This is a genomic window from Halococcus sp. AFM35 (assembly GCF_051195015.1).
In the GTDB taxonomy this organism is placed as follows: Archaea; Halobacteriota; Halobacteria; order Halobacteriales; family Halococcaceae; genus Halococcus.
The window spans coordinates 50,244-76,579 of record NZ_JBNTJU010000007.1 but is presented as its reverse complement, the minus strand read 5'-3'; the positions used below and the strand labels follow the sequence as shown (position 1 = coordinate 76,579).

Here is a 26,336-nt window from a genome sequence, read left to right as displayed (position 1 = left end):
CCAGCGAACGGCCCACAGCCATCCCCGAACGAAATCAACCGCCGTGGCGCGCGGGAGTGCGCGAAGCGGACGACTCGCGCGAGGGATGAGCGACGCGAGTGAAACGAACGGAGCGAATCGGTTGGGGAGGGTGTGGCTGTCGCGGTACGGTGGCGGGAAGTCGTGAAAGCTTAGAGTAGCCGGCTGTTTCGTCGAATCGTGGGACTGTACGACCGCTATCTCGCCGCTCGCATCCGCCGCAACGCGGCCCCGCTGCCGGGCTGTGTCGCGGTCGTCATCACCGAACGCGACCTGCTCGAAGACGGTGCCTACCGCACGGTCGAGGAGTTCTTCGAGTGGGCCTTCGAGTACGGAGCCGACTGCGTGCTGGTGTACGTGAGCGTGCTCGATACGGGCGCGGTGCCGGCCATCCGCCGGGTGTTCGAGCGCTGTGACGCGCCGCGCGAACTCGCCGTCCGGGGACCCGACGACGCCGAACGCGCCGACGCACCCATCAACGTGAGCATCGGTCTCGGCGGCAAGCACGAGTTCGCGGCGGCGGTCCGCGGCGCGGCCACCGCCGTCGAGGCCGGGACGCTCGCCGCAGAGGAGATAGACGCCGAAACCATCGAAGAGCGGTTAGTGTTCCCGACCGACCCCGATCTCGTCATCAAAACCGGCGCGGAGCGACTCTCGGATTTCATGATCTGGCAGTCGGTCTACTCCGAACTCCACTTCACGGACGTGAACTGGCGGGACTTCCGCAAGCGGGACTACCTCCGGGCGCTGCGCGATTATCAGAGCCGCCAGCGTCGGTACGGCCAGTAGGTCAGTCGGCCGTCGTCGGCTCGCGGTCGCCCGTCTCGTCGGTGACCGTTTCGAGTTCACCCCGAGGTAGGTACTCCCGGAGGCGTTCGACGATGGCGCGGGCCTCGTCGAGTTCCGCGCCGCCGACCGCCCGCACCAAGGCGAGCGCGCGCCGCGCGCGGGTGCGCCGCCACGACTGCTCCCTCGATTCGTAGGTCCGAATCGCCCGCAGGAAGTCCTTCTTGGCGAAGGCAGGCCAGTACGGCGTACAGAAGAACACGGCGGCTTCGTTGCCGTTTGCGTGCCACGGCAGGAAGTTCGAGGTGCGCTCGTCGCCGCCGGTGCGGATGATGAGGTCCACGTCGCGCGCGGGACCAGAATAGAGGCGGCGCTCGATTTCCTCGCTGTCGACGTCGCCGGGCGCGAGGTCGCCGGCCTCGACCGCGCGGGCGGCCTCGCGCGCCGCACCCAACAGTTCGGTCCGCCCGCCGTAGGCGAGCGCGATGTTGAGTTGAAGCGTGTCGTACGCCGCAGTTCGCTCCTCGGCGTAGTCGATTGTCTCGCGGAGGTACTCGGGCAGTCGGTCGGTCTCGCCGATGGCGCGAATCCGCACTTCCTGCTCGTGGACGCGCTCGGCGTCGGCGAACTCGTGGAGTTTCTCGTCCAGTAGCGAAAAGAGGTGCTCGCGCTCGTCGGCCGAGCGGTCGAAGTTCTCCGTCGAAAAGGTATAGAGGGTGAGTTCCTCGACGCCACAGTCGGCACACCAATCGAGGACCGCCTCGGTGGTCTCGGCACCGGCGCGATGGCCGTCGGCGGCGTCCTTGCCGTGTTCGTCGGCGTACCGACGATTGCCGTCCTGAATGACGGCCACGTGGGTGGGTGCGCCGTCGATTTCGCGCTCCAGCAGGCGCTCGTAGGTTCGGTTCAACAGACCATGCGTGCGCGAGACCATTTTGTGGAGGTAACTCGGGGGAGTGAAATGAATCTTCTGACACGCGCGTTCGTGCGAGGCGGCGACAGGGACGGGCGACATTGCGCAGGTTTTTATGTAGCGGGTGCATCGAACCGAGTGCAATGGCGTCAGGTACGGTTGACTTCTTCAACGACACGGGCGGCTACGGTTTCATCGAGACCGACGAAGCGGACGAGGACGTCTTCTTCCACATGGAAGACGTTGGCGGCCCCGACTTGGAGGAAGGACAGGAGGTAGAGTTCGACATCGTGCAGGCTGATAAGGGACCGCGGGCGGAGAACCTGGAGCGGCTGTAAAAATGGCGGAAGGACAAGTCGATTTCTTCAACGACACGGGCGGCTACGGCTTCATCGAGAGCGACGAAGCCGACGAAGACGTCTTCTTCCACATGGAAGACGTCGGTGGCCCCGACTTGGAGGAAGGGCAGGAAGTCGAGTTCGATATCGTGCAGGCCGACAAAGGCCCGCGCGCCGAGAACCTCGAACGACTGTAACACGAATTTTCAGCCCTCGGCGCGGTGCGGACCGAGGAGCGTATCTTTTTCGGGTGCGAGCGACGGGTATGAGCGACATCGACGACGAACTCCGGCGACGGACCGAAGCACTGCTCGAACCCGGCGACATCGAGCTACAGGGGCTCATCGTCCACACCGAATACGATTCGAGCGAGGAGAGTATGCTCCACCGGGCGACCATCGAAATCGGGGACACTATCGCCGCACACGCAGCGGTCGGGGACACCTACGTCTATTCCGGTACCGACGACCCCGAGTTCGGCCTGAATCAGCATCAAGGGTTGACCATCGAAAATGATGAATTCGTCTGGGAGTGCCAGCAGCTCCTCCGGGAGGGGACCTACGACGTGGTCTTCTACTACGAGGCCAGCGCCGACCACGAGGGAATCGTTGAGGACCTCCGGGCCGAGAGCTACGAGGTGACGGGTGTTCCGGAATAGCGAGGCGTTTATGCCCGGTGCGGGCCGAAAGCGGATATGAGTGATGCGGACGCCACGGTCGCGCTCGACGAGTGTGACCGCGCCATCCTGAATGCCTTTCAGGGCGGGTTTCCGGTCGTCGAGCGGCCGTTCGAACCGGCCGCGCATGCCCTCTCCGAGCGCGGTATCGAGGTTACTGGCGAGGAATTGCTTGAACGGATTCGGTTGCTCGACGAGAATGGAATGCTCTCGCGGTTCGGCGTGCTCATCGACGCCGAGGCCATCGGCGGCACGGCCACCTTGGTTGCCATGCACGCCCCCGAGGAGCGTTTCGATGAAATCGCCGAACAGGTGAACGCCCACCGCGAGGTCGCGCACAACTACGAGCGCGACCATCCCCACCTGAACATGTGGTTCGTCGTATCAGTAGCTGACGACGAGGATGTCGAACGGGTACTCGGCGAAATCGAAGAGGAAACCGGACAGGAAACGTACAATCTTCCCAAACAACAGGAATTCCGCGTCGAGGCGAAGTTCCTGCTCGACGGTCCCGTTTCGGACGGCGACCTCGACCTCTCGCATCGAGGACCGACTGTCGAACCCAGCGGGAGAACATCGCTGACGCCGGCCGAGCGCGACCTCGTCATCGAGTTGCAGGGTGGGTTGCCGCTCACCGAGACGCCCTATGCGGACGTTGCGGAAGCCGTCGGCGCTGAGGTCGAGTGGGTCATCGAAACGGTCGACCGATTCCTCGCAGAGGGGAAAGTTCGACGGGTGGGCGTCGTGCCGAATCACTACTCGTTGGGCTACACCGAGAACGGGATGACCGTCTGGGACGTTCCCGACGGCCTCGTTTCGACTGTGGGACCGGCCATCGCCGACCTCGAATTCGTCACGCACTGCTACGAGCGCCCGCGCCACGAGGGCGTCTGGCCGTACAACTTCTTCGCGATGACCCACGGCCGCTCGGTCGAAGAGAGCGAGCGCCGCATCGAGCAGGTGAGAGAGCGGATGGAGGAGTTCTTCGCGGTTGGGAAGGACGACTGGGACACCCTGTTCTCGACGCGCATCCTGAAGAAGACGGGCATTCGCATGGACGAGCGTGCCGCCGCGAACACGGATGAAGTACCCAACGAATGATACCACTGCTGCATGACTTCGTGGGACAGGCAGTGTTGGTTTTCGGTGGCGGACCGGTCGGCGCGCGCAAGGCTCGCCGGTTCGCGCGCGAGGCACGGGTGTTGGTGGTGAGTCCGGCCTTTGTCGACAACGATTTCGGCGATAGCGAGCGCGTGCGTGCCGCGCCGACGCCCGCGGACATCACGGACTGGTTCGAGCGGGCCGACCCGGCGCTCGCGGTCGCAGCCACTGACGACGAGGCGGTCAACGACGCCGTGGCGCGGGCAGCACGCGAACACGGCTGCCTGCTGAACCGTGCCGACCGGAGTGGGGGAAGCGACGGCGGTCAGCACGACGTGGTCGTGCCGGCAACCGTCCGCGACGACCCCGTTGTGCTGGCGGTCGCCACTGGCGGGGCGAGTCCGGCGCTTAGTCGGTATCTGCGCGAGCGCTTCGAGGAAGAGTTCGCCGGCGCGGGCGCGATGGCGACGCTCACCGGGGGGTTGCGCGAGCAATTGCGGGCGGACACGCCACCGGCGGCGCGTCGGGCGGCCATCCGGGCGGTAGTTCGCTCCGAGCGAGTTTGGAAGGCTTTAGGTGATGGAACTCATAATCCGGCCCAAGAGGCCCAATCGGTGATCAGCGACGTGCTTTCGGAGGGAAACGAACCATGACTGTTGCCACCGGGGTTATTTCCGGTGTGAGCATCGCCCACCAGCGCGCGAGCGTCGAGCAGATCGAGGCGGCCTGCAACCGCGACGAACGCGCAACCGTCGAAGCGCTGCTCGACCACGAGGGGATTCTGGAGGCATTCGCCCTCCAGACGTGCAACCGTTTCGAACTGTACGCCGTCGCCGACGACCCAGAGCACGCAAGCGAGAGCCTTGCGGCCGCCGTCGCCGACAGCCCCGACGAAATCGTCCGCGAACTCGGCCACGAGGAGAGCCTGCGCCATCTCATGCGGGTCGCCTGCGGGCTGGAGTCGCTCGTGCTCGGCGAGGACCAGATCCTCGGCCAGTTGCAGGACGCCTACGCGAACGCGCTGGCGGTCGGAGCCATTGGTCCGATGTTCGAGGCGGGTATCCAGAAGGCCATCCACGTCGGCGAGCGCGCACGCACCGAGACGAAAATCGACGAGGGCGTGGTCTCGCTCGGCAGCGCCGCCGCACGCCTCGCCGGCAAGGAGCGAAGTCTCGACGATGCCACGGGGCTGGTCGTCGGCGCAGGCGAGATGGGCACGCTCGCGGCACAGTCGCTCGGCCAATCGGTCGAGCAGCTGTTCGTCGCGAACCGCACCGAAGAGACCGCCGCACACGTCGCCGAACGGGTCGCTGCCGACGGCGCGGCGTTCGGGCTGGACGACCTGTCCGAGGCGCTGTCGCTGGCGGACGTCGTCGTCTCGGCGACGAGCAGTCCCGGCCCCGTGCTCGACCGCGCGGCGCTCGAATCAGCCGGTGAGACGCTGCTCATCGACATCGCCCAGCCGCGCGACGCCCCACAGGCCGCCGCCGAACTGCCGAACGTCAACCACTATGACCTCGACGCACTCGAATCCGTCACGGAGGCGACGCGCGAGCGTCGGCAGGCAGCCGCCGAACGGGTCGAGGCGATGATCGACCGCGAGTTCGACAACCTGCTCGCCCGCTACAAGCGCCAGCGCGCCGACGCGGTCATCGCGGCGATGTACGAGAACGCCGAGCGGATGAAGGAACGCGAACTCTCGCGGGCGCTCTCGAAGCTCGATACGGATGGGCTGACCGACGACCAGCGCGCGGTCGTCGAGTCGCTGGGGGACACGCTCGTGAGTCAACTGCTCGCCGCGCCCACGAAGAGCCTGCGCGACGCCGCCGAGGCCGACGACTGGACGACCATCAACAGCGCACTCAGACTGTTCGACCCGACCTTCGACGCCGACGACGCCCCCTCGACTCCCGACCCGAACGAGATTCCATCCGAAACGCAGCACGCGTTCGCCTCGGCCGTCCGCGAGCATCTCGACGACTGAGTGGCGGCCGCGGTCGGGGCAAGATTTATTTCGTCGTCGGTGCCATTGTCAACATATGGCATCCACGACCGAACGCGACCATCCGGTGTTGGGCTGGCTGCGGCGTCTCTACCGCGGACTGAGTGTCGTCACGTTCGTGCTCGTCGGGAGTCTCGTCGCCGGTATCACAGCGGTGCCCGAGGGACTCGCCGGCGCAGTCCTCGTCTGTTGGGTCGTTGCGAGCCTGTTCGCCCTCGGCCACGCCGGGATTCGGAACACGACTCACGGTGTGTGAGACGACCGATAGCATCTTACGGCGGGCGGCGACGGATGGCACATGGGCATCGACGAACCCGACATCGACCCGGCACGCTTCCTTGACGACGTTGAGATGTGTATCGGTGAAATCCGTTCGGTCGAAGAGTTCCCCGAAGCCAGAAAAGACGTGTACAAGCTCGACGTGGATTTCGGCGACGAAACGCTCCAGTCTGCCGCCGGATTGACGATGTACGAGCACGAGGAACTGCTCGGCCGACAGGTCGTCGCGGTGGTCAATCTCGGTACCGTGCAGATAGCGGGCTTCGAGAGCCAGTGTCTCGTGACCGGCGTCGATGCGGACGACGGCGAGGGCGTGGTCCACCTCCAGCCCGAGCGCCCGGTCGAAAACGGAACGCGCGTCTACTAGGCGAGCTGTTCGCCCATCGTCTCGCGGCCGAAGGCGAGGACGACGATACCGCCGAGAACGAACGCCACCGCGAGCGGGACCAGCGCGAGGAGGTAGCCCGACGAGACGAGCGCGCCGGCGAGAATCGGGCCGATGACGGCGGCGATCTTCCCCACTCCGCCCGCGAAGCCGTTCCCCGTGGCCCGTGCCTCGGTGGGGAACAACTCGGGCGTGTAGGCGTAGATGGCTCCCCATGCGCCGAGCGTGAAGAAGGAGGCGGCAAGCAGCCCTCCCAAGAAGGACCAGAAACCAGCGAGTCCGAGTCCCAGAACGTTCACACCGGGCATCGCGGCAGCGAAAACGAACGTGAAGAGACCTGAACAGACGAGATACGCGCCGAGAGTCGGTTTGCGGCCGACCCGCTCGACGAGGTAGGCTGCGCTGAAATAGCCCGGAATCTGGACGACACCGATGAGAACGAAGTAGGCGTAGACGTTGCCCACCACGCCCGCCGCGCCGACGGTTTGGGGCAGCCAGATGAACACCCCATAATATCCGAAGTTGATGGCGAACCACGCGGCCGCGATGGTCAGCGTCTGCCGGCGGAGGTCGGGTGCAAACAGCCGCGAGAAATCGGCGGCCGGTCGGACGCTCACATCCCCGTCAATCGGTTCGTAACTCCCGCCGTTCTCCTCCGCAATCGCCCGTAGACGCTCGTTGGCCGCCTCGATTTTTCCGACGCGAGCGAGGAAATACGGCGTCTCGTCGAGCTGCGAGCGAATGACGAACACGAGCAGCGCGGGCAACGCGGCGCTCACGAACAGCAGCCGCCAGCCCGCGACCGCACCCACGAGGGGGACAGCGACGGTGCCGCCGGTCGCGAGCGCCGAGAGAAAGACCCACGCGAGGACCACGGCGAGGATGTTGCCGAGCGGCCAGAAGGCGTCGAGATAGACCAGATAGCGGCCACGGCGCTCGGTCGGGAGGTGTTCGGAGAGATAGGAGGTATCGACCGCGAGCGCGCCGCCGAGCCCGACGCCGGTGAGGAAACGAAGCACGAAGCCCGAGTAGAAGCCGACCGCGAGCGCCGTCAGTCCCGCAAACAGCGAATAGGTCAAAACCGTCCACTGGAAGGCGGCCTTCCGTCCGTAGCGGTCGGCGTACCAGCCCCACCCCCAGTTGCCGAGCACCATCCCCATCAGGCTCGCCGCGCCCAAAAGCCCTGCCGCGAGGCCGGAGAGGCTCCACGCCCCGATGAGTACGGGCAGGGTGAAGCTGATAATGATGACCTCCATCCCGTCGAAGGCCCACGCACTGCCACAGATGGCCAGCAAGCGCCGGTGAAAGGCTCCAACAGGGATTTCGTCCAGTACATCGGAAACGGTGGCCGCGTTGTTGCCATCCATCGTGTTCGATTACTCCTATCGAACGCACAACACCCAACCCATTTAACTCTACGCATCTTTCGGCTTCAGTGGTAATATTTGAAGAATATATTCCTTCAAAACGACTCGGCAACGCTTATTCGTCGTTCACGGATAGGCCGAATATGCAGACCCACATCGTGCCCGTCGGCTTCGACTACGACCGGCTCATCGCGCCGCTCGTCCGCGACAAGTTCGACGTCGACAGGGTGATTCTTCTGGAGGGAGCGGTCGGCAGCGAGGCGAACGTCGAATACTCCCGCAAGCTCGCGTCGAAACTCGAACAGGACTTCACGAACCTCCTCGGGGCCGAAACCGAGCGGTTCGTCGTCGAAGACGTCTACGACTACGACGGCGCTTTCGAACAGGCCTACGGACTCATCAACGACGAACTCGATGCGGGCCGGGAAGTGTGGGCGAACGTCAGCGCGATGCCCCGGACGGTGAGTTTCGCCTTCGCCACCGCCGCCCACTCCATCGCCGTCGAACGAAGCGAAGATAGGGAGTGCATCCACACCTACTACACGATCCCCGAGAAGTACCTCGAAACCGAGCTCGCCGAGGAACTCCGCAAGCAGATCGACCTCCTCGCCGACCTCGCTGGCGACGACGACCGCATCGCAGACCGCCTCCGGAGCGCGCAGGACCTCCTCTCCGAATTCGACGAACGCGGGACGACCATCGGCGCGAAGGCCATCGACGGCGAGCATATCCTCGAAATTCCCGTGGCATCCTTCTCGAACGTCAAACCGTTCGAGGAACTCATCCTGTTCAAACTCGGCGAAGATGGACCGTTCGAGAGCGTCTCGGAACTCGCACAGGCGCTCGCGCGCGAGCTATCGGAGGAGTACACCGACAGCTTCCGCTCGAAGGTCATCTACAACGTCGACAGGCTCGGCCCCGGTGGCAAGGGCTACATCGAGCAGGACGCACAGGGAAAGTCCCACCGGACGCGACTCTCGCGCATCGGCGAGCTATGGGTGCGCTCACACGCGGATGGCGAGGCGCGAGCGTAGCGAGCGCCGCGAAACAGCGAGCGGCGAAGCCGCGAACGGGGAGACGCGAGCGGAGTAACCATCTACGCCGAGCGCGCTTCGAGTTTGTTCACCCGTGTCGCAAGCGCCAGAAACGTCGCCAGCAGCGTCAGCGCGAGCGCACCCGCCGCGACGAGTTGATGGGCGGGCACGACATGCCCGATGGCCTCGCCAATCGGTTGGACGGGAATGGTCGTGTGATGGGGCGTTCCTACCACCGGAACGAAATAGTCCACGAGGTCGTTCAATCCGTACCACGCGAGCGCGACGGCGACCGCCCACACGGGAAACTCGGCGTAGCGATGGATGACGAACGCCTGCACGGCCATCGCGAGGTGGCTGAAAAGGAGGAACAGATAGAGCCACGTCGGGGTGGTTGCGAGAAACGAGTCATGAAAGACGAGCAGCGTGTAGGGCGTCCAGAGACCGAGCTTGAGACAGCCGAAGAAGGCGAGCGCGTTCAGCCACTCCCGTGAGTGCCCGCGTTTCCAGCTCGCTATCGACAGCGCGATGAACAGCGTCGCCAGCGGGCTGTCGGGCACGAACGGCCACGCGAGAACGGGTTCGAGTCCGAACTGGAAGCGATAGTAAAAGAACCCGAAGGCCGTGCCCGCGAGGTTGACTGCAACGACGAGCCACGCGAGCCGCAGCCCCAAATCCTCGATTGCTCTCGGCACCGGTGCGACGTACCACGGCAGTGCCTCGCGGTCGGGCACCGCCCCGTCGAACAGTCGACCGAGCGGGCCGACCCGTCGTTCGGCCATTGGACGAGAACCGGCCGGACGTGACAAAACGATGCTGGTCGGTCAACGACGGAGATAGTACACGGTCGCGAGCGACCGCAGCGAGCCATCGTTACTGACTTCGATAACCGTGTCTATATCGTATTTTGAATTAGATTTTGTCCATTCAGTTGTCTTTCTGTGTATGTATAAATCCTACTGTCGATAGTCGACCAAAGAGGACTGTTAAGTGGGTTCGGACCAAACCGACGATATGGCCGACGAGACCGATTTGGAGGAGCTGAAACGCGGTACCGAACTCGTCAAACGCGGGTTCGCCCGAATGCAGCAGGGTGGAGTCATCATGGACGTCGTCAACGCCGAGCAGGCCCGTATCGCCGAGGACGCCGGTGCGGTCGCCGTGATGGCCCTGGAGGCCGTGCCCGCCGACATCAGAAAGCGCGGCGGCGTCGCGCGGATGGCCGACCCCGCCGATGTTCAGGAAATCATCGATGAAGTCTCGATTCCGGTGATGGGCAAGTCGAGAATCGGTCATACCAAGGAAGCCCAGATTCTCGAAGCCACGGGAGTGGACATGATAGACGAATCGGAGGTGCTCACGCCCGCCGACGACGACTACCACATCGACAAGCGCGAGTTCACCGCGCCGTTCGTCTGTGGCGCGCGCGACCTCGGTGAGGCGCTCCGGCGCATCGGCGAGGGCGCGGCGATGATTCGCACCAAGGGCGAGGCCGGCACCGGCGACGTGAATCAGGCCGTCTTCCACCAGCGCAACATCCGCGGCGCGATCCGCAAACTGGAGGGGATGAGCCACGAGGAGCGCGAGGCCTACGCCCGCGACATCGAGGCTCCTGCCGAGTTGGTCCACGAGACCGCCGAGGCCGGTCGGTTGCCGGTCGTGAACTTCGCCGCCGGCGGCATCGCGACGCCCGCCGACGCCGCGCTCATGATGTACCACGACTGTGACGGCATCTTCGTCGGCTCGGGCATCTTCGGGGCCGAGAACCCCGAGGCGATGGGCGAGGCGGTCGTCGAGGCGACGAATAGCTGGGACGACCCGGAGAAACTCGCGGCAATCGCGACGAACACCGGTTCGGGCATGAAGGGCGACGCCAACGCCGACCTGCCCGAAGAGGAGAAATTGCAGGGCCGCGGCGTCTGAACCCCAATTTATTTTCACGCACTCGTTCGCGACGGGAGAAAAACGTAACAGACGGCTGCGAGAGCCGTGAGAGCCGCGAGCACGACGAACGACTCGTCGGCGAGTCCAGCATCGAAGAAGAGTCCGACGACCGTCGAACCGGTCGCGGCCAGCAGGAAAAACGTCGTGCGGAAGAAGCCCCACGCCGTGCCCTGTACCGCGTTCGGGACGACGGCGATGATGTAGGCGTTGCTCACGGGGTTGATTGCGAGCCGCGAACCGAGCAGGACGGTGAGGGCTCCGACGGGAACGATTCCTTCGACAAACGGCAGCGCGAGCAGCGGCAGGACGCCGAAGCCGGCTGTCGTGAGCAACACCGCGCGGTCGCCGTAGTAGTCGGCGGCGCTGCCGGCGACCGATTGGGCGAGCGCGCCGCTCAGGAAAAAGAGCGCGAACAGGGCGGCGGCGCGTTCCTGGGAGAACCCCTTGACTGCGATGAAGTACGTCGGCAGAAACGAGGTCACGCCCTGCATCACGAACAGCGTGAGCGTGGCGGCGCTCACCGCGATGGCCGTGCGCCGTGAGACGGCGGTACTGAGCGCGCGAAGCAGGCCCCGCACCGATGGCCGACCCGACGGGCTGGCGGCCGGCGTGCGGCGCGAAAGCACCCGTCGAATAGCGACGGCGATGGCGAGGAAGGGCACGGCAAGCAACGCGACGGTCGTCTGCCAGCCGAGCGGGTCGACGAGCACGCTCGCGGCGAACGGGAGGAGAGCCGAACCGATGCTGCCCGCCGCGAGCGTGAGGCCGATGGCGGTGCCGTCGTGCTCGCCGAAGGTCGTCGAGAGGGCGGTGCCCCGTGCCGGGCCATATAACCCTGTGCCGAGACCGAACAGCGCACAGCCGCCGAGAAACAGCACGAACGTCGGCGCGAGGCTCACCGCGACGACCGCGCCGGCCGAGACCGCGAGACTCGTTCCGAGCAGCGCGCGCTCGCCGAAGCGGTCGGTCAGCATCCCGGCCGGGAACTGCATTATCGCATACGTCGCCCAGACGGTCGTGACCGCCAGTCCGGCGGTCGCATTGGAGACCGCGAAGAAGTCCTTGACTTGTGGGAGAATCGCCGGGAAGAGGTAGCGACCGCCGAGTACCGTCAGCCAGCCGGCGGCCACGACCGCGAGCGTCCAGCCGCGCCCGTCGCCGCGGAGCACCTGCGCCGTCCGCACGAAGCGATTCCGGAGCGATTCGAACGACGCCTCCATTCGTTCCGAACTGTGGGAGAACGCCGTATGAACGTGGTGATACGACTACGACACCGTTTCGCCCACGGCTGACAGGAAACGACGTGAAAATCAGGCCAGCGGCGTTCGCTCGACCACGGTTCCGTCGGCGGTCGGATACTGCTCGACGATTTCGCCCCTGCCGAGGTCGCCCTCCGCGACCATCTCTTCTAAGAGCCACCACGCGAGTTCGACGTGTTCGGATTTCTGGGTGTAGAACTCCTCGGGGACGCCGAGGTCCGCAAGCGTTTCGTCGTTCTCCCACGCCTTGCCGTAGACGAGAGTGCCGTCGTCGGTCACCTCGTCGAACTCCCTCCTCATGACCTTCGCCATCCGCTTCAGGCGGTTGCGGTGCTGGGCGGCGTCTTTGAACACGCTGGTGCAGAAATACACCCTCTCGTGGTCGCCCATCGCGTCGAGGATCTCGTGGGAGCCTTCGACGGCACTCATGTGGCCCTCGCGTCGCTCGAAGCCCTGTTCCTGCATCCGTTCGTAGTTGCCATCGGACATCTCGAACTCGTTGATGTTGCAGAAGTCGGCCGCGCCCTCATCGAGAAAATCGAGGAATTCGGTCTCGGCGCGGATGCCCGGTATCTCGAAGGCCGGCGTCAGTCCTTCCTCGCGGGCAACGTAGAGGATGTCCTCCCATTCAGTCCCGTGGAGGTCGCCCCACTGCTCGTATGGTGGGTGGAAGCGGATTTCGTCGAGTCCCGCCTCGGAAAGCCGGCGCATGTTCTCGCGGCCGCCGGTGATACCCGTATAGAGATGGGTGTGGTGGTCCTCGCCGAACTCCTCTTTGAGCATGGAGAGATACCGGCAGGTCTTCACCATCGCCTCCTGTGGCTCGCCACCGGTAATCGAGGTGCCCAGCGCGTTCATCCGGTGGGCCTCCTCGATGACATCGCTGTCGTCCTCGACGAGGCGCTCGTTCGCGTACACGTCGGTGACGTTCTTGCGGTTCTCGCCGAGCGGACAGTAGAAGCAGTCGCGCTGGTCGCAGTAACCGTAGACGAACAGCACCATCTTCCCGCCCTTGGCGCACTGTTCACAGCCCTTCGAAATCATTCGTTGTCACTGCTGGGTGCGCAGCCGTGAAAAGGAATGCGGCTCGGGTCCGACCGTCGGGAGTAGCAGTACCGCTCGTCCTGCCTCGGATCGGTCGAACTTCGCTACTGCGCCGCCGACGGACACGTCAGGAACGATGCTACTCGCGAGACCGGTCGGGCAGTCGGTGGCTCAACACCATCTCCTCGCGGAAGCGTCGCGCGTCGGTTCGGTCATCGGAGTCGCTACGAGTGATTTCGGGCACCATCGGCGCGCCGGTGTTCTCGGTGTCGGTGTACATGGGTTGTCCTGCGAACGATGGGCAGCGAATGCGCCGCCTACCGTCCGACATGACCACTGACTGGGGTCGACCGGATAAATGTAATGATAGAACATGTAATATGGCTTCGGAGTGAACTAGGACGTATTAGGTGTCGTGGCGAGCACCGAAAACAGTTAACGGCGGGCCGCGTAGCCGGGCGCATGCTGCTGGTGCTGTGCATCGACCTCGACGACGACCTCGGGCGGAAGGCCGGCGTCGAGACGCCCGTCGTGGGCCGAGGGGCCGTCGAGCGCGCCGCCGTCTCGCTCGCGACGGCCGACCCCGAAGACTCCGATGCCAATGTCCTGTTCGAGGGGCTGCACATTCACGACGGCATCGCCGACGAGCAGGTCGCGGTCGCGGCGGTCACCGGCGTCGAGAGCGGCGGCGTTGCGGCGAATAGAAAGGTCGGCGAGGAGATCGACCGGATTCTCGCGGGGCTGACCACCGGCGAGGACGTTCACGCGCTGGTGGTCACCGACGGCGCACAGGACGAGTCGGTCATCCCGGTGATCCGCTCGCGGCTGCCCATCGACGGCGTCCAGCGGGTCGTCGTTCGGCAGGCCCAGAACTTGGAATCGATGTACTACACGATGAAGCAGGTGCTCGACGACCCCGAGACCAGAGGCACGATTCTCGTTCCCCTCGGAATTTTGCTACTCATCTACCCGCTCGCCGAAATCGCCGGCCAGCTCGGGGTGCCCGGCGCGGCGGTCTTTGGAGTTATCTCGGCGCTGCTCGGGCTGTACGTGCTCTTTCGCGGGCTGGGTCTCGAACGCGCCATCGACGAGGCGGTCGCGCGGGCGCGGCGCGGACTCTACGCCGGCCGGGTAATGCTCATCACGACGGTCGTTGCGGCGGCGCTGTTCGCCATCGGCGGCGTCCGGGGAATGGGAGTGCTCGACGCCCACAGCGCCACCGGGGCGCTCAGCCCCGTCGAGACCCTCGCGGCGTTCACCGTCGGCGCGATACCGTGGTTTGCGGCCGCGGGCATCACCAGCAGCGTCGGCCGCATCACCGATACGTATCTCGCCGAGCGCTTTCGCTGGCGCTATCTCAACGCGCCCTTCTACGTGCTCGCCATCGCGGCCGTGCTCTATGCGGTCGGGGCGTTCCTCCTCGGTGAAGTGGGGCTGACATACATGGCGGTCGCACTCACTGCCGGCACGCTGCTCGGACTCGTGAGCACGCTTGCCTTCGCCATCGTCGAATCACGCTTTCCGAGCGTTCCGGAGCCGGTCTGACGGTCGGGAACCGGGTTGGGGCGGGCATCGTTCGGAGATAGCAATGGAAAGGGACTTATCCGGCCGCCGAGACCGGATTCGCATGGATGCAATCGTGCTCGCCGGGGGGTATGCGACGCGCCTCTGGCCGATTACGAAACACCGGCCGAAGATGTTCCTCCCGGTCGGCGGGGTGGACGTCATCGACCGCATTTTCGACGAACTGGAGGGCGACGACCGCATCGAGGACGTCTACGTGAGCACGAACGAGCGCTTCGCCGACGAGTTCGAACGTCACATCGAAGACAGCGACTTCTCGAAACCACAGCTCAGCGTCGAGGAGACCACCGGCGAGGACGAGAAGTTCGGCGTCGTCGGCGCGCTCGCCCAGCTCGTCGAGCGCGAGAACGTCGACGACGATGTGCTGGTGATCGCCGGCGACAACCTCATCAGCTTCCCCCTCAGTGACTTCATCGACGAGTTTGAAGCCCGTGGCGCGCCGACCATCGCCGCCTACGACGTCGGGTCGAAGGAACGCGCAAGTTCCTACGGGCTGGTCGAACTCGACGGCGACCGTGTGGTCGACTTTCAGGAGAAACCCGACGAGCCAAAGAGTACGTTGGTGTCGATTGCCTGCTATGCCTTCCCCGCCGAGGCGCTCGCCTTCGAGGAGTATCTCGCGGGCGACAACAACCCCGATGAACCTGGGTGGTTCGTCCAGTGGCTCCAGGCCACCCGTGCTGTCTACGCCTACACCTTCGACGGCGCGTGGTTCGACATCGGCACGCCCGAGAGCTACCTCGAAACCGTTGCGTGGGCGCTCGACGGTGAGGCCACCGTCGCGGAGAATGCCACAATCGAAAACAGCGACGTCGGCAGCGGCGTCCACGTCATGGACGGCGCAGTCGTGCGGGATTCGACCGTCGAGCGCTCGGTCGTCTTCCCGAACGCCACCGTCGAGGACTGTACGATACGGGATTCGATTCTCGATGAGGAGACCCACGTCGCCGGTCTCGACCTCACGGACGCGCTCGTCGGTGCACACACGAAGATTCCCGACGGGAACTAATCGCAGTCCTCTTTGGCACGGCCGCCCTCGCGCGGGTATGGCATCACGCTCGACGAAAGCCGCCACCGGTATCGCCCTGTTCATCGCCGTCTCCTTCGCCGTTCACTACGCGCTGTTCGGGGCGCTCCCGGTCGGCAAACCGGCGCTGCTCGACGACGCGGACTAGCACAGTCAGGACTCACCGAGCCACGCGTCGGTGATTCGCAACCGCCCGCGAACGCCGTCCCACTCGGCTTCGTAATCGAGTTCGATTGGCCTGTGCATGTGTGGGCCGTCGGTCACGAGCGTCTCGAACCCCCCGCCTTCGCCGAGGAGGTGAACGCCGTACTCGTCGTTGAGGGTTTCGAGGTCGTCGAAGGCGTCGGCATCGAGCGTGCGTCCGAGCCACGACTCGTCGAGACCCGCTGCCGCCACGGCGATAACTCGAATCTCGAAGCCAGCGTCGACCATCGCGTCGGCGAGCGCCCGGGGGTCGCGTTGCCAGAGCGGGGCGCATAGTTGAATTCCGAGGCGCTCGCACATCGCCTCGATTCGCGTGGTCTGGAACTCGCTTTCGACCGCACCCGCGATAACGCCCGCGAGACCCCCATCGAGGTCGTCGTCGAGGTCGCTTAGTGCGTGTTCGAGCGGTTCGATTTCGGCGTCGCCGCGCGTCCCTGAGTCGGTACGGTCGGCGCGAGTGGTCGATTCGATTTCGACGAGTTCGATGCCGATGCTCTCGGCCGCGAGTCCGGCGAGGTCGGTCGCCGGGACGTGATAGAGATGCGAGTCCGTTTCGGGATGCACAGTTACGAGTCGTGCGACGGGCAGGCCCTCTTCGAGCGCGCGATGGAGCGCCCATGCCGAGTCCTTCCCGCCGGAGAACAGACTCACCCATCCGGACATAAGTACACTAGCGCGCCAACGGCCAAACGCGCTGCGGTCCACGCCGTCGCGGACCCGAACGTTCACGACCCCACGCAGGATAGTGGGAGCGATGAACGGACACCGCTCGGGCAAACGTCCGTGGCTTGCGGCGGCGCTCGCGCTGCTCTATCCCGGACTCGGCCACGCCTACCTACGCGAGTGGCTGCGCGCGCTCGCGTGGTTCGGGCTGACGTTCGCGACGGTGGCGCTTGCGCTCCCGCCCTCGGCGGTCCCCGATTCCGGCGGACTCACCCTCGATGCGGTCATGAGCGCGAGCCGGGCACTGCCGGTCGAGGTCTCGGTCGCCATCTCCGTTCTCCTCGTGCTCAACACCGTCGACGCGTATCGGCTTGCCCGGCAGGGACGAACCGCTGGGAGTGCCGACCCCGCCGACACCGACGGCGAGCGGCGCTGTCCGAACTGCGGGCGCGAGACCGATACCGACCTCGCGTTCTGTCAGTGGTGTACCGAACCGCTCGCGACCGACGAATGAGCGCGGGATAGAAGCGCGTGGAGACCCACAGGTCGACATGGGCTATGCCTGTCCCGTCTGTGAGACACCACAGGCCGACGCGCGCCACCTCGCGAACCACCTCGCGTTCACCGCGCTGCTCGGCGACGACGACCACGAGTCGTGGCTCGACGACCACGCGCCGGGCTGGGAGCAATCGGGCGAGGACGACCTCGCCGAGCGGGTCGAAGCGGATGCGTCAGAAGTCGAGTATCCGCAGGTCTTCGAGGACACGACCGGCCACGACCACCGCCACGGCGACGAACCGCGACCGGGCGACCTCTTCGACGAGCGCCCGTCGCGCGGACCGTCCGCGGACGCGAATCTCGACGCCGAGACCGCCGCCGCAATCGAGCAGGCCCGCGAGATGACCGAGCAGGCGGACGGCGACGAGGGTGAAGCGAGCGACGAGGACGAAAACGGGTAACTACTCGCCGGTCAAAGCGGGCCTATGCACACGGATGGACGCTTCTCGCCGACCACCGAAGCGGCAGCCCGCGAGCGCTACGCAGCGCTCGGACCCACGGCCCAGACGGTAGTTCGAGAGGTCGCAACGGCGATGGACTTCGACAAGGACGAATACGACGAGCGCGTGACGAGCGCGGTCGTCGAGCGGGCGCGCAACGCGCTGTTCGCCTCTTCGCTCGAAGTCTCGGTCGGGGAACGCGAGGAGTTCGATGACTGGCGGGCCGACCACTCCGAGGACGATGTTCATGTGATCGGCAACGAGAACGTTCCTCGCGTCGTCTGGCACGCCCCGGCCTTTGCCGAGACGGCCGTCGCGGCGACGTTCGCCGACGAGGAGCGCGCGGCCGTCGAGACGCTGCGCCGGCAGGCGTTCGGGCGGCTGTACCGTGAACTGTTCGAATAGCTCTACCCGGGAAGGAAGACGTTGAGCACGGCGACGACGATGCCGGCGAGTCCCATGCGGATACCGGCGATATACCACCGTTGCTTGGATATCGAGGCCATGTATGCCCCGAAAACGAACAGGATGCCGACCGCCATGCCGACCGAAACCAGCGTCGCCAGAAACAGCGAGAAGACCGTGCCCTCGAACAGGAACGGCGTGAGCGGAACGACGAGACCGAGCAGTGGGCCGAGACCGCTCATGAGTGCGTTGACGACCTGATTTTCCATCTTGTCGCGTTCGATTTGGGTATCGCTCAGGTCGGCGAGCATCGCCTCCTCGGTCTCCTGAATCTCGGCGCGCATCTCCGCGCGCTCGATCTCCCAGACGCTCCACACCCCGGAGGTTGTGAGACCGACGGCCGCGGCGAGACCGAGGCTTACCACTGTGAGTCCCTCCTCGATGCCCGAGAGGTACGCGCCCACGGTGACGCCGACGCCGGTGAGTGCGCCGTCGAAGCCGTTCGAGACGAAATACCGGCGCGCAATCGGTCCCACCATGTCGGTGTCGATACGCTCGGTCAGCGACTGCTCGGAGTCGGCCATCAGTCCTGTGCCGTCGGTATGTCTTCAACGATGTACTCGCCACAGGCGACCTGGTCGACCGAATGAACACGGGCACCCGTGTCCTCGATGGTCGCACTCACCGCCTCGAAGTCGATGTCATCGCCCTCGATGGTGAACTTGATGTTGCGCACCTCCTCGTCCATTTCGAGCAGGATGGCGTTGACGCCATCGACGCCGTCGAGGTCGGAAACCTCCTCGGCGACCGAGAGCATGGTCGGCTCGTGTGGTTTGAGCACGTCGATGACTAACTGACGGATGGTGGCCATGCCACACCGAACGATGCCTACCGGTAAGGGTGTGTTGATGCGACGGCAACCGCCGTCCGGCCCGGGTTCGACTTACGACGAGTCCTCCTCGTCGTCGACGTCCCCAGAAATCGGAGATTTCTGGTGTGCGAACGAAAACGACGACTACTCGTGGTCGTTTTCGTCAACGTCCTCGAAGTCCGCATCGACGTATTCCTCACCGTCGCCGTCCGTATCACCCATGTCACCCATGCCGCCGGGACCGGCACCCGCCGCGCCAGCGCCGCCCGCACCGCCGGCAGCCTGCTGGGCGGCCTCCTGCTGTTGGTACATCTGCTTGCCGATCTCCTGCAGCTCCGTCGAGAGGCTCTCGGTGGCGTCCTGTAGCTCCTCGGTCGTGGCGTCCTCGTCCTCCAGCACCTCCTCGACCTCGTCGATGGCATCCTCGATGTCCGCGCGGAGGTCCTCGTCGACCTGCTCGTCGTTCTCCTCAAGCAGGGTGTTCGCGCGCTGGACCGAACTCTCGGCGTCGTTGCGCGCCTCGATGCGCTCGCGGCGCTGTTCGTCCTCCTCGGCGTACTCCTCGGCCTCCTCCTGCATGCGGTCGATCTCGTCGTCGGAGAGACCCGCACCGCCCTCGATGGTGATCTCCTCGGAGTTGCCCGAGCCTTGGTCCTCGGCCTCGACGTTCACGATGCCGTTTTCATCGATGTTGAACGTGACTTCGATTTGGGGCGTCCCCGCGGGAGCGGGCGGAATGCCCGAGAGCTGGAACTCTCCCAGCAGTTCGTTCTCGTTGGCGATTTCGCGCTCGCCCTGGAAGACCCGGACTTGGACTTGGGTTTGGTTCGCGGCGGCGGTCGTGAACACCTTCGACTCCTCGGTCGGAATCGTCGTGTTCTTCTCGATGAGTCGCTCGAACAGCCCACCCTTGACCTCGATACCCAGCGAGAGCGGCGTCACGTCGAGCAGCACGATGTCGTCGACATCGCCCGAGAGCACGCCGCCCTGGATGGCCGCGCCGAGTGCCACGGCCTCGTCGGGGTTGACGTTCTTCTGGGGGTCCTGCCCGGCGAGGTCGGCGACCTGTTCCTGCACTTGGGGCATCCGCGTCGAGCCACCCACGAGGATTACCTCGTCGATGTCGTCGGCGTCGTAGCCAGCGTCGTCGAGAGCCTGCTCGGTGGGTCCCACAGTCCTCTCGATGAGGTCCGAAGTGAGCGATTCGAACGTCGCGCGAGTGAGGTCCTTCTCCAGATGGACCGGCCCGGAGTCCGTGGCGGTGATGAACGGCAGGTTGATGGTCGTCTCCTTCCGGTTGGAGAGTTCGATTTTGGCCTCCTCGGCAGCGTCTTTGAGTCGCTGGAGGGCTTGCCTGTCCTCCCGGAGGTCGAAGCCGTGTTCGGACTCGAACTCCTCGGCGAGGTGGTCGATGATGGCTTCGTCCCAGTCGTCGCCCCCGAGGTCGTTGTCGCCGTTGGTGGCGACGACCTCGTAGACGCCACCGCCGAGGTCGAGGACGGAAACGTCGAACGTCCCGCCACCGAGGTCGTAGACCATCACGGTCTGGTCGGAATCGTCGTCAAGTCCGTAGGCCATCGACGCGGCGGTCGGCTCGTTGATGATGCGCTCGACGTCGAAACCGGCGATTTCGCCGGCGTCCTTCGTGGCCTGTCGCTGGCTGTCCGAGAAGTACGCCGGTACGGTGATCACAGCTTTCTCGATCTCGTCGCCGAGATACTCCTCGGCGTCGCGCTTGATTTTGCCGAGAATGAGCGCCGAAATCTCTTCGGGTGTGTAGTCCTCACCGTCGATTTCCACGGTGTGGTCCTCGCCAATGAACCGCTTGATGGATTCCACAGTCCTATCGGGGTTCTGGATGGCCTGATTCTTCGCGGGTTTGCCGACGAGGCGCTCGTCGTCGGTAAAGGCCACCACCGAGGGTGTGGTGCGGTCGCCCTCGCCATTGACGATGATTTCGGGGTCGCCTCCTTCCATCACCGCGAACGCCGAGTTCGTCGTCCCGAGGTCGATACCGAGAATCTTGTTGCTCGCCATTGTTGGCCCATCCTATCGCTTTGGGCCGGTTAAAAGTTGCTAGATACGCCGACTCATCCCATCGACCCGTTGGTCTCCCCTGTTGCGGTTTTCGTTTCGTGCGAGTGGCTGACCCACGGCGTATAAATCGGACCGCAACACGACCGGTCATCCGGTCGGTCGAAAAGGACCAAACCGCTCGACGCCCTCGGTCGGGCATGGTCGTCTCCCTCGCGATGGACTGGCGGGAACTCCTCTTTGCCAGTTGGCCGGTCGACCCCGATATCGTTTCGGCCCATCTCCCCGATGCGCTCGCGGTCGACACCCACGACGACGACGAGGCGTGGCTCTCGGTCGTCCCCTTCACCAACGGTGCCGTCCGCCCGCGCGGACTGCCCGCCCGGTTCGGGATGGACCTCCCGGAACTCAACCTCCGGACCTACGTCACGGTTGGCGACACCCCGAGCGTCTATTTCTTCAGCCTCGACGCCGAGGGCGTGTTGGGCGTGGTTGGCGCGCGCCTGTTCCATCACCTCCCCTATTACTACACGCGCATGCGCCACGAGCGGGGCGCGGACGGTCGCGTTCGCTTCGCCTCTCGGCGCGCCCATCCGGGAGCAAGACCCGTCCACTTCCGCGCTGGCTACGAACGGGCGGGCGAGCGCCTCGACCCCGCTCCCGGCTCGCTGGCGGCGTTTCTCACCGAGCGCTACCGGTTTTATACCGAAGCGCCCGACGGCACGGTGCGCTACTCGAACGTGAACCACGACCGCTGGCCGCTGTATCCCGCCGACGTGACGATAGCCGAGAACACGATTTTCCGGGCGAACGGCTTCGCCGACCCGGCTGGCGAGCCGGTCTGTCATTACAGCCCCGGCGTGGAAATCGTCGCCTCACCGAGTCGGAAGCGGTAGCTACTCGCTGACGGTGACCTGCGCTGGCCGGAGCACCTTCTCGCCCATCTCGTAGCCCGGCCGATAGAGTTCGGCGACCGTGTCCTCGGGGTGGTCGCTGTCGACGCGCAGCATGACCTCGTGGCGCTCGGGGTCGACGGCATCGCCCGCATCGGGTTCGATGGTCGTGACGTTCTCCTCATCGAGCACCCGGTCGAACTCCGAAAGCGTGCTCTCGACGCCCGGGCGGATGCCGGCGTCCTCCTCCTGTTCGAGCGCCCGTGAGAGGTTGTCGCGCACGTCGAGCAGGCGGGTTACGAGGTCTTCGGTGGCGCGCTCGCGAAGCTCCTCCTGTTGGCGCTCGGTGCGCTGTTTGTAGTTCTGGAAGTCGGCCTGCTTGCGCTTCAGTTTCGATTCGAGGTCGTCGATTGCCTTGCCCTGCTCTTCGACGTTCCGCTCGGCACTCGCGGCGCGCTCACGGAGCGCACGGACCTCCGCGGCCAGCTCGTCCGTCGGCGTGGCCTCGATGCGTGCTTCGAGGCTTTCGAATTCGTCGGATTCGTCGGCCACGACATCGGCGCTCGCCGCGGCTTTCTCGACCGGACTGTCCTCGGCGGCCTCGTCGACCCCGACGTCGTTGTCGCTCATGGTCGAACGGAGCCGATACACGGACAAAAGGATTCAGAAAGGCGGCGAGCCGGTCAGCCGAGGAATCGGTAATACTGCTCGAACACGTCCCTGTCGGCGACGAGCTGGATGTGTTCTTGATAGCCCGAGTTCTCGCTGCGCGCCACGTCGACCGACGCGGCCTCCGGGTCGGGGAGTTTCGCGTACTCGTCGGGGTCGATGAGTTCGTCGGCGCTGCTCCAGAGCGCGAGATACCCGACGCTCTCGGCGAGTCGACCGTCGTTCAACGCCTCCAAGAACTCGCTGCCCGGAATCATGTCGCGGCCGCCGTCGGTCAGCGCGCCGAGATACGCGACGTAGGTTCCCTGATGGGGCGTACCGAGCGTCACGAGGTCGTCGACGTACTGCGCGGCCTCCAACTTTTCGATGGCCCATCGTGAGTCGAGGCCGCCCATCGAGTGGGCGACGACGTCGACCTCGCCCCCGTACTCCTCGCTGATGGCCGCCAGACGGTCTGCGACCACTTCCGCGTACTCGGTTGGCGAGTCCACCGTCGTTCCCGGGACGTCACCGAGGTCGGCGCGGTGAACCTCGTCGTCGGTATAGCCGACATCGCGGAAGTGCGATTCGAGGACGTCCCACCACGGCGTGTCCTCGGTGTCGGAGTAACCGTTGACGAGCAAGACCGGTTCTGCGGCCGGCGGCCCGTCACCGGCCGCGGCGGTGCCCACAGTCGAGAGGCCCAGAGCGGTGACACCAGCCCCGAGCGCACCCCTGATGACCGACCGTCGCGTCGCCGTCGGTTCGGTGTCTTCCATGCCCGCTCCAGACGTCGAATCGGAATATCGATGGTGCCGTCCCGCGCCGGGATTTTAAACAGCGTGATGGCCGCCACGAGCGGCGAACGAAAGGACACCGATTACTTCATCGCGTGCAGACTGACGGCCGTGACCGCCGTCACGCTCACCTTCGAGGACGGCACCATCCGCGTCGAGGGTGACGCGGACCTCGACCTCCCCGTCGAGAGTGACCCGCGCTCGAAGACCTCTCGTGTGCCCGCCTTCCGCTACGCGGCACTGGTCGCAGTGCTCGACGACCACGATATCGACTACGACGACCACGTGCTGGCTGCGCCGGCGCTCGATGTCGCCTCCACCTACGAACTCCGGGACTACCAACGAAAAGCGCTCGCTGCGTGGCGGGCAAACGACCATCGGGGAGTGCTCGAACTCCCCACCGGCAGCGGGAAGACCGTCATCGGTATCGGAGCCATCGAAGAGTCGGGGACGGCGACGCTCGTCGTCGTGCCCACAATCGACCTGCTGGAGCAGTGGCGGCGCGAACTCGAAACCGAGCTCGACGTTCCAGTGGGTCAACTCGGCGGCGGTGAACAGCGCGTCGAGGCGCTCACGGTTGCGACCTACGACTCGGCGTACTTGCGGGCTGAGGACATCGGTGACCGGTTCGGACTCGTCGTCTTCGACGAGGTACATCACCTCGGTGGTGAGGGCTACCGCGACATCGCCCGCCTGCTCGCCGCGCCCGCCAGACTGGGCCTCACAGCAACGTTCGAGCGCCCCGACGGCGCACACGAGGTCATCGAGGAACTATGTGGCCCGCTCGTCCACCACATCACACCGGAGGAACTCGCCGGCGAGCACCTCGCGGCCTACGACATCAAGCGCCTCGACGTCTCGCTGACCGACGCCGAACGCGACGAGTACGACCGCCACAGGCAGGTGTTCACCGACTACCTCGCCCAATCGACCCTCGATATGCGAAGTGGCAGCGACTACCGAAAGCTCGTCATGCGCTCGGGTAGCGACCCGAAAGCGCGCGCGGCGCTGCTCGCGAACCAGCGCGCCCGCGAAGTGATGCTGAACGCCGACGCCAAGGTGAAAACGCTCGCCGACATCCTGGAGCGCCACCGTGAGGACCGACTCATCGTCTTCACCGCCCACAACGACCTCGTCTATCGCCTTGCCGAGCGCTTTCTCGTCCCCGCCATCACCCACCAGACGGGTGCGAACGAGCGCCGGGCAATCCTCGAAAAGTTCCGGACGGGTGAGTATTCGCGGGTCGTCACCGCGAACGTCCTCGACGAGGGCGTTGATGTCCCGGACGCGAACGTCGCGGTGGTGCTCTCGGGCAGCGGCTCCGAACGGGAGTTCACCCAGCGCCTCGGCCGGATTCTACGGCCGACGGAAGGTGGGGGACGAGCACTGCTCTACGAGGTCGTCACCGAGGGGACCGCCGAAGAGCGGGTCGCCGAGCGCCGTCGATGACGGGCGAGGGCGTTTAGGCGGTCGGCACCCAATCCGAATCGTGCTCACGAAGGACCTCCTCCGAGTGTCGCGGGCGGGTGGAGGATACCATCCGCAGTTTTCGACCCGCGAGGACCGTCCGCTCGCCGCACGGGTCATCGGGGTCTATCAGGGCCACGTCGGCGAGTCGCGGGCCGACCTCGACGCGGCGCTCGCGGAACTGGAGCGCGACGCCGACGATTTCAAGCTCGTTCGCGGGTTCGCCAAACTCGTCGAGCGGGAGGCGACCTTCGAGACTCGTAGTGAGATAGTCCCCGAACGTGCCCGCAGCGCGGCGTTCGCAGCCGCCGAATCGGTCGGCGTCGTGACCGAAGACGACCGCGAGCGCGCGCTGTCGCGGGCCGCCGACCGACTCGATGCCTCAGCCGAAACCGTTGCACGCTCGCTGTACGCCGACCTCGACGAGCGACAGGTCCTCACCGACCTCACCGTACCGTGGGACCCCGACGAACTCTGCGCACAGTACGACCTCTCGTTGGCGCAAACAGTTCTCTTCGACGCGACCGAACTCAGGATTCGAAGCTCCGACCCGAAAGCGCTCGTCGCGGCGGTCAAGCGTCTCCGACTGCTGTACGAGATTCGGAAGACGGGCGATTCCGGGACGGCGCTCTCCGAACGCGAGGTGCGGGTGACGGGTCCCGACAGTCTCTTTCGCCGAACCAGACGCTATGGCACCCGGTTCGCCAGACTGCTCAGGACCGTCACAAAGGCGGGCGAGTGGGACCTCACGGCGACCATCGACGACCGCGGCACCGAGCGCGAACTCCACCTCACCCACGATGACCTCCAGCCGCCGGGGACCGCACCGGTGGTCGAAATCGAGTACGATAGCCACGTCGAGGCGGACTTCGCCGCGCGATTCGCGGCGCTCGACCTCGATTGGGCGCTCACCCGCGAACCCGAACCGCTCGAAACCGGCGCGCGGGTGATGATTCCCGATTTCGCCTTCGAGTGGCAGTATGGGATTCCCGATGTCGCCGATGGCGACTCGGGAGCAGGGAAGACCGCGCACTCCCGTGGTTTCCGTGTCTTCTTCGAAATCATGGGCTTCTGGACGCCCGAGTACGTCGCGAAGAAACTCGCCCAGATAGATGAGTTGGAAGACGTCGAACTGCTGGTCGCGGTCGACGAATCGCTCGGCGTCGGCGAGGAACTCGAAGCCCGCGACGCGCGCGCCATTCCGTACTCGAAGACGGTGCGAGTCCGCGATGTCCGTGATGCGCTCCGGGAATACGAAACCCGACTGAACGAGGCGAGTGCGGCTGCGCTGCCCGACGCACTCGTTCCCGCAGAACGGGTGATTTCACTTTCGGCGCTCGCCGCCGAACACGGCGTGAGCGAGAGCGCCATCGAGGACAAGGCGTTTCCCGACCACGAGACGGTCGGGCGGACGCTCGTCCGTCCAGCCGTTCTCTCGGCGCTCGACGCCGATATCGAGCCGGGCATGGATTTCGCGGCGGTCGAAGAACGACTCGCCGCCGAAGACATCGACGACACGAGCGCGGTGCTCTCGAAGCTCGGCTACCGCGTCGAGTGGGAGGGTCTGAGCGGCGGCACGATTCAGAAAAAGGAGTGAGC

At 65.3% G+C, this 26,336-nt stretch carries 32 protein-coding genes; 20 read left to right on the top strand and 12 right to left on the bottom strand.

Annotated elements, in window-relative coordinates; genetic code table 11:
* Positions 1-198 precede the first annotated feature (198 nt).
* Positions 199-807: an undecaprenyl diphosphate synthase family protein gene (locus ACQUQO_RS07610; protein ID WP_435077375.1), complete on the top strand. Its 609-nt coding sequence runs from the start codon at positions 199-201 to the stop codon at positions 805-807.
* A 1-nt stretch (position 808) separates the two neighbouring features.
* Here ACQUQO_RS07610 and uppS read toward each other — a convergent pair whose 3' ends face one another.
* Positions 809-1,738 (bottom strand): polyprenyl diphosphate synthase, encoded by a 930-nt coding sequence (uppS, locus tag ACQUQO_RS07605; RefSeq protein ID WP_435077374.1) that lies wholly within the window; start codon positions 1,736-1,738, stop codon positions 809-811.
* A 122-nt stretch (positions 1,739-1,860) separates the two neighbouring features.
* Between uppS and ACQUQO_RS07600 the strand changes: the two genes are divergently transcribed.
* The 8 genes from ACQUQO_RS07600 to ACQUQO_RS07565 all read left to right on the top strand — a co-directional run bounded on the left by ACQUQO_RS07600 (position 1,861) and on the right by ACQUQO_RS07565 (position 6,480).
* Positions 1,861-2,055: a cold-shock protein gene (locus tag ACQUQO_RS07600; RefSeq protein ID WP_435077373.1), complete on the top strand. Its 195-nt coding sequence runs from the start codon at positions 1,861-1,863 to the stop codon at positions 2,053-2,055.
* A 2-nt stretch (positions 2,056-2,057) separates the two neighbouring features.
* Positions 2,058-2,252: a cold-shock protein gene (locus ACQUQO_RS07595; protein WP_435077372.1), complete on the top strand. Its 195-nt coding sequence runs from the start codon at positions 2,058-2,060 to the stop codon at positions 2,250-2,252.
* Between the two features lie 68 nt (positions 2,253-2,320).
* Positions 2,321-2,713, top strand: coding sequence for a DUF5778 family protein (locus tag ACQUQO_RS07590; protein WP_435077371.1), 393 nt, complete (start codon positions 2,321-2,323; stop codon positions 2,711-2,713).
* Between the two features lie 36 nt (positions 2,714-2,749).
* Positions 2,750-3,832, top strand: a complete 1,083-nt coding sequence (ahbB, locus tag ACQUQO_RS07585; protein ID WP_435077370.1) for a siroheme decarboxylase subunit beta — start codon at positions 2,750-2,752, stop codon at positions 3,830-3,832.
* A complete protein-coding gene (locus ACQUQO_RS07580) occupies positions 3,829-4,485 on the top strand; it encodes a precorrin-2 dehydrogenase/sirohydrochlorin ferrochelatase family protein (RefSeq protein WP_435077369.1) in 657 nt (218 codons plus the stop codon). Before ahbB ends, ACQUQO_RS07580 begins: the two co-directional genes overlap by 4 nt.
* A complete protein-coding gene (gene hemA, locus ACQUQO_RS07575; RefSeq protein ID WP_435077368.1) occupies positions 4,482-5,816 on the top strand; it encodes a glutamyl-tRNA reductase in 1,335 nt (444 codons plus the stop codon). The genes ACQUQO_RS07580 and hemA overlap by 4 nt, the downstream gene beginning before the upstream one ends.
* A 55-nt stretch (positions 5,817-5,871) precedes the next feature.
* Positions 5,872-6,090, top strand: a complete 219-nt coding sequence (locus ACQUQO_RS07570) for a hypothetical protein (RefSeq protein WP_435077367.1) — start codon at positions 5,872-5,874, stop codon at positions 6,088-6,090.
* Between the two features lie 42 nt (positions 6,091-6,132).
* Entirely contained in the window at positions 6,133-6,480 is a 348-nt protein-coding gene (locus tag ACQUQO_RS07565; RefSeq protein WP_435077366.1) for a tRNA-binding protein, read from the top strand.
* Here the strand turns inward: ACQUQO_RS07565 and ACQUQO_RS07560 are convergent.
* On the bottom strand, positions 6,477-7,865 hold the full coding sequence (locus ACQUQO_RS07560; protein WP_435077365.1) for an MFS transporter: 1,389 nt from the start codon (positions 7,863-7,865) through the stop codon (positions 6,477-6,479). The two genes, ACQUQO_RS07565 and ACQUQO_RS07560, sit on opposite strands and share 4 nt — an antisense overlap.
* A gap of 143 nt (positions 7,866-8,008) precedes the next feature.
* On the opposite strand from ACQUQO_RS07560, the gene ACQUQO_RS07555 reads away from it, so the two are divergent.
* Positions 8,009-8,899, top strand: coding sequence for an HFX_2341 family transcriptional regulator (locus ACQUQO_RS07555; protein ID WP_435077364.1), 891 nt, complete (start codon positions 8,009-8,011; stop codon positions 8,897-8,899).
* 62 nt (positions 8,900-8,961) lie between these two features.
* Here the strand turns inward: ACQUQO_RS07555 and ACQUQO_RS07550 are convergent, their stop codons facing one another.
* The gene (locus tag ACQUQO_RS07550) at positions 8,962-9,681 is read right to left on the bottom strand and encodes a DUF1405 domain-containing protein (protein WP_435077363.1); all 720 of its coding nucleotides are present in this window, start codon (positions 9,679-9,681) and stop codon (positions 8,962-8,964) included.
* 232 nt (positions 9,682-9,913) lie between these two features.
* Between ACQUQO_RS07550 and pdxS the strand changes: the two genes are divergently transcribed.
* Positions 9,914-10,822, top strand: coding sequence for a pyridoxal 5'-phosphate synthase lyase subunit PdxS (gene pdxS, locus ACQUQO_RS07545; RefSeq protein ID WP_435077362.1), 909 nt, complete (start codon positions 9,914-9,916; stop codon positions 10,820-10,822).
* Positions 10,823-10,836: 14 nt separating this feature from the next.
* Here the strand turns inward: pdxS and ACQUQO_RS07540 are convergent, their stop codons facing one another.
* The 3 genes from ACQUQO_RS07540 to ACQUQO_RS07530 form a co-directional block, all read right to left on the bottom strand.
* On the bottom strand, positions 10,837-12,063 hold the full coding sequence (locus ACQUQO_RS07540) for an MFS transporter (RefSeq protein ID WP_435077361.1): 1,227 nt from the start codon (positions 12,061-12,063) through the stop codon (positions 10,837-10,839).
* 90 nt (positions 12,064-12,153) lie between these two features.
* Entirely contained in the window at positions 12,154-13,146 is a 993-nt protein-coding gene (locus tag ACQUQO_RS07535; protein WP_435077360.1) for a radical SAM protein, read from the bottom strand.
* Positions 13,147-13,285: 139 nt separating this feature from the next.
* Complete coding sequence (locus ACQUQO_RS07530; protein ID WP_435077359.1) at positions 13,286-13,426, bottom strand: hypothetical protein; 141 nt, start codon at positions 13,424-13,426, stop codon at positions 13,286-13,288.
* A 182-nt stretch (positions 13,427-13,608) separates the two neighbouring features.
* Between ACQUQO_RS07530 and ACQUQO_RS07525 the strand changes: the two genes are divergently transcribed.
* From ACQUQO_RS07525 to ACQUQO_RS07515, 3 genes are all read left to right on the top strand, one after another.
* A complete protein-coding gene (locus tag ACQUQO_RS07525) occupies positions 13,609-14,691 on the top strand; it encodes a DUF373 family protein (protein ID WP_435077358.1) in 1,083 nt (360 codons plus the stop codon).
* 82 nt (positions 14,692-14,773) lie between these two features.
* Entirely contained in the window at positions 14,774-15,739 is a 966-nt protein-coding gene (locus tag ACQUQO_RS07520; protein ID WP_435077357.1) for a sugar phosphate nucleotidyltransferase, read from the top strand.
* A gap of 37 nt (positions 15,740-15,776) precedes the next feature.
* A complete protein-coding gene (locus ACQUQO_RS07515) occupies positions 15,777-15,905 on the top strand; it encodes a hypothetical protein (RefSeq protein WP_435077356.1) in 129 nt (42 codons plus the stop codon).
* Between the two features lie 5 nt (positions 15,906-15,910).
* Here ACQUQO_RS07515 and ACQUQO_RS07510 read toward each other — a convergent pair whose 3' ends face one another.
* Positions 15,911-16,624, bottom strand: a complete 714-nt coding sequence (locus ACQUQO_RS07510; RefSeq protein WP_435077355.1) for a diphthine--ammonia ligase — start codon at positions 16,622-16,624, stop codon at positions 15,911-15,913.
* A 91-nt stretch (positions 16,625-16,715) separates the two neighbouring features.
* Here ACQUQO_RS07510 and ACQUQO_RS07505 point away from each other — a divergent pair, with 91 nt between their 5' ends.
* From ACQUQO_RS07505 to ACQUQO_RS07495, 3 genes are read left to right on the top strand one after another with little or no spacing between them, the layout of a single operon-like run.
* Positions 16,716-17,138 carry a DUF7575 domain-containing protein gene (locus ACQUQO_RS07505; protein WP_435077354.1) on the top strand — a complete coding sequence of 141 codons (423 nt, stop codon included), beginning with the start codon at positions 16,716-16,718 and terminating at the stop codon, positions 17,136-17,138.
* A gap of 37 nt (positions 17,139-17,175) precedes the next feature.
* Positions 17,176-17,583: a DUF5810 domain-containing protein gene (locus tag ACQUQO_RS07500; RefSeq protein ID WP_435077353.1), complete on the top strand. Its 408-nt coding sequence runs from the start codon at positions 17,176-17,178 to the stop codon at positions 17,581-17,583.
* A gap of 24 nt (positions 17,584-17,607) precedes the next feature.
* Positions 17,608-18,027 carry a DUF5809 family protein gene (locus ACQUQO_RS07495; protein WP_435077352.1) on the top strand — a complete coding sequence of 140 codons (420 nt, stop codon included), beginning with the start codon at positions 17,608-17,610 and terminating at the stop codon, positions 18,025-18,027.
* 2 nt (positions 18,028-18,029) lie between these two features.
* On the opposite strand, the gene ACQUQO_RS07490 is transcribed toward ACQUQO_RS07495, so the two are convergent.
* The 3 genes from ACQUQO_RS07490 to dnaK all read right to left on the bottom strand — a co-directional run bounded on the left by ACQUQO_RS07490 (position 18,030) and on the right by dnaK (position 20,935).
* Positions 18,030-18,611, bottom strand: a complete 582-nt coding sequence (locus tag ACQUQO_RS07490) for a VIT1/CCC1 transporter family protein (RefSeq protein ID WP_435077351.1) — start codon at positions 18,609-18,611, stop codon at positions 18,030-18,032.
* Entirely contained in the window at positions 18,611-18,898 is a 288-nt protein-coding gene (locus ACQUQO_RS07485; RefSeq protein WP_435077350.1) for a DUF211 domain-containing protein, read from the bottom strand. Before ACQUQO_RS07485 ends, ACQUQO_RS07490 begins: the two co-directional genes overlap by 1 nt.
* A gap of 144 nt (positions 18,899-19,042) precedes the next feature.
* Positions 19,043-20,935 carry a molecular chaperone DnaK gene (dnaK, locus tag ACQUQO_RS07480; protein WP_435077348.1) on the bottom strand — a complete coding sequence of 631 codons (1,893 nt, stop codon included), beginning with the start codon at positions 20,933-20,935 and terminating at the stop codon, positions 19,043-19,045.
* Positions 20,936-21,132: 197 nt separating this feature from the next.
* Between dnaK and ACQUQO_RS07475 the strand changes: the two genes are divergently transcribed.
* Positions 21,133-21,828 (top strand): YqjF family protein, encoded by a 696-nt coding sequence (locus ACQUQO_RS07475; RefSeq protein ID WP_435077347.1) that lies wholly within the window; start codon positions 21,133-21,135, stop codon positions 21,826-21,828.
* On the opposite strand, the gene ACQUQO_RS07470 is transcribed toward ACQUQO_RS07475, so the two are convergent.
* A complete protein-coding gene (locus ACQUQO_RS07470; protein WP_435077346.1) occupies positions 21,829-22,455 on the bottom strand; it encodes a nucleotide exchange factor GrpE in 627 nt (208 codons plus the stop codon). It abuts the gene before it with no gap.
* A gap of 53 nt (positions 22,456-22,508) precedes the next feature.
* Positions 22,509-23,252 carry an esterase/lipase family protein gene (locus ACQUQO_RS07465; RefSeq protein WP_435077345.1) on the bottom strand — a complete coding sequence of 248 codons (744 nt, stop codon included), beginning with the start codon at positions 23,250-23,252 and terminating at the stop codon, positions 22,509-22,511.
* 129 nt (positions 23,253-23,381) lie between these two features.
* Between ACQUQO_RS07465 and ACQUQO_RS07460 the strand changes: the two genes are divergently transcribed.
* Together ACQUQO_RS07460 and ACQUQO_RS07455 are read left to right on the top strand one after the other, a co-directional pair.
* Entirely contained in the window at positions 23,382-24,719 is a 1,338-nt protein-coding gene (locus ACQUQO_RS07460) for a DEAD/DEAH box helicase family protein (RefSeq protein WP_435077467.1), read from the top strand.
* 40 nt (positions 24,720-24,759) lie between these two features.
* Positions 24,760-26,334, top strand: coding sequence for a DUF790 family protein (locus ACQUQO_RS07455; protein ID WP_435077344.1), 1,575 nt, complete (start codon positions 24,760-24,762; stop codon positions 26,332-26,334).
* The last annotated feature ends 2 nt before the right edge of the window (positions 26,335-26,336 follow it).

What these genes read in the sequence shown, in the direction of transcription:
- ACQUQO_RS07505 (WP_435077354.1), top strand. Translation starts at nt 16,716, where the DNA reads ATGAACGGACACCGCTCGGGCAAACGTCCGTGGCTTGCGGCGGCGCTC.
- ACQUQO_RS07560 (WP_435077365.1), bottom strand. Translation starts at nt 7,865, where the DNA reads ATGGATGGCAACAACGCGGCCACCGTTTCCGATGTACTGGACGAAATC.
- ACQUQO_RS07465 (WP_435077345.1), bottom strand. Translation starts at nt 23,252, where the DNA reads ATGGAAGACACCGAACCGACGGCGACGCGACGGTCGGTCATCAGGGGT.
- uppS (WP_435077374.1), bottom strand. Translation starts at nt 1,738, where the DNA reads ATGGTCTCGCGCACGCATGGTCTGTTGAACCGAACCTACGAGCGCCTG.
- ACQUQO_RS07490 (WP_435077351.1), bottom strand. Translation starts at nt 18,611, where the DNA reads ATGGCCGACTCCGAGCAGTCGCTGACCGAGCGTATCGACACCGACATG.
- ACQUQO_RS07520 (WP_435077357.1), top strand. Translation starts at nt 14,774, where the DNA reads ATGGATGCAATCGTGCTCGCCGGGGGGTATGCGACGCGCCTCTGGCCG.
- hemA (WP_435077368.1), top strand. Translation starts at nt 4,482, where the DNA reads ATGACTGTTGCCACCGGGGTTATTTCCGGTGTGAGCATCGCCCACCAG.
- ACQUQO_RS07540 (WP_435077361.1), bottom strand. Translation starts at nt 12,063, where the DNA reads ATGGAGGCGTCGTTCGAATCGCTCCGGAATCGCTTCGTGCGGACGGCG.
- ACQUQO_RS07470 (WP_435077346.1), bottom strand. Translation starts at nt 22,455, where the DNA reads ATGAGCGACAACGACGTCGGGGTCGACGAGGCCGCCGAGGACAGTCCG.
- ahbB (WP_435077370.1), top strand. Translation starts at nt 2,750, where the DNA reads ATGAGTGATGCGGACGCCACGGTCGCGCTCGACGAGTGTGACCGCGCC.
- ACQUQO_RS07580 (WP_435077369.1), top strand. Translation starts at nt 3,829, where the DNA reads ATGATACCACTGCTGCATGACTTCGTGGGACAGGCAGTGTTGGTTTTC.
- ACQUQO_RS07485 (WP_435077350.1), bottom strand. Translation starts at nt 18,898, where the DNA reads ATGGCCACCATCCGTCAGTTAGTCATCGACGTGCTCAAACCACACGAG.
- ACQUQO_RS07535 (WP_435077360.1), bottom strand. Translation starts at nt 13,146, where the DNA reads ATGATTTCGAAGGGCTGTGAACAGTGCGCCAAGGGCGGGAAGATGGTG.
- ACQUQO_RS07590 (WP_435077371.1), top strand. Translation starts at nt 2,321, where the DNA reads ATGAGCGACATCGACGACGAACTCCGGCGACGGACCGAAGCACTGCTC.
- dnaK (WP_435077348.1), bottom strand. Translation starts at nt 20,935, where the DNA reads ATGGCGAGCAACAAGATTCTCGGTATCGACCTCGGGACGACGAACTCG.
- pdxS (WP_435077362.1), top strand. Translation starts at nt 9,914, where the DNA reads ATGGCCGACGAGACCGATTTGGAGGAGCTGAAACGCGGTACCGAACTC.
- ACQUQO_RS07475 (WP_435077347.1), top strand. Translation starts at nt 21,133, where the DNA reads ATGGTCGTCTCCCTCGCGATGGACTGGCGGGAACTCCTCTTTGCCAGT.
- ACQUQO_RS07550 (WP_435077363.1), bottom strand. Translation starts at nt 9,681, where the DNA reads ATGGCCGAACGACGGGTCGGCCCGCTCGGTCGACTGTTCGACGGGGCG.
- ACQUQO_RS07525 (WP_435077358.1), top strand. Translation starts at nt 13,609, where the DNA reads ATGCTGCTGGTGCTGTGCATCGACCTCGACGACGACCTCGGGCGGAAG.
- ACQUQO_RS07500 (WP_435077353.1), top strand. Translation starts at nt 17,176, where the DNA reads ATGGGCTATGCCTGTCCCGTCTGTGAGACACCACAGGCCGACGCGCGC.
- ACQUQO_RS07555 (WP_435077364.1), top strand. Translation starts at nt 8,009, where the DNA reads ATGCAGACCCACATCGTGCCCGTCGGCTTCGACTACGACCGGCTCATC.
- ACQUQO_RS07600 (WP_435077373.1), top strand. Translation starts at nt 1,861, where the DNA reads ATGGCGTCAGGTACGGTTGACTTCTTCAACGACACGGGCGGCTACGGT.
- ACQUQO_RS07510 (WP_435077355.1), bottom strand. Translation starts at nt 16,624, where the DNA reads ATGTCCGGATGGGTGAGTCTGTTCTCCGGCGGGAAGGACTCGGCATGG.
- ACQUQO_RS07595 (WP_435077372.1), top strand. Translation starts at nt 2,058, where the DNA reads ATGGCGGAAGGACAAGTCGATTTCTTCAACGACACGGGCGGCTACGGC.
- ACQUQO_RS07515 (WP_435077356.1), top strand. Translation starts at nt 15,777, where the DNA reads ATGGCATCACGCTCGACGAAAGCCGCCACCGGTATCGCCCTGTTCATC.
- ACQUQO_RS07495 (WP_435077352.1), top strand. Translation starts at nt 17,608, where the DNA reads ATGCACACGGATGGACGCTTCTCGCCGACCACCGAAGCGGCAGCCCGC.
- ACQUQO_RS07530 (WP_435077359.1), bottom strand. Translation starts at nt 13,426, where the DNA reads ATGTACACCGACACCGAGAACACCGGCGCGCCGATGGTGCCCGAAATC.
- ACQUQO_RS07570 (WP_435077367.1), top strand. Translation starts at nt 5,872, where the DNA reads ATGGCATCCACGACCGAACGCGACCATCCGGTGTTGGGCTGGCTGCGG.
- ACQUQO_RS07565 (WP_435077366.1), top strand. Translation starts at nt 6,133, where the DNA reads ATGGGCATCGACGAACCCGACATCGACCCGGCACGCTTCCTTGACGAC.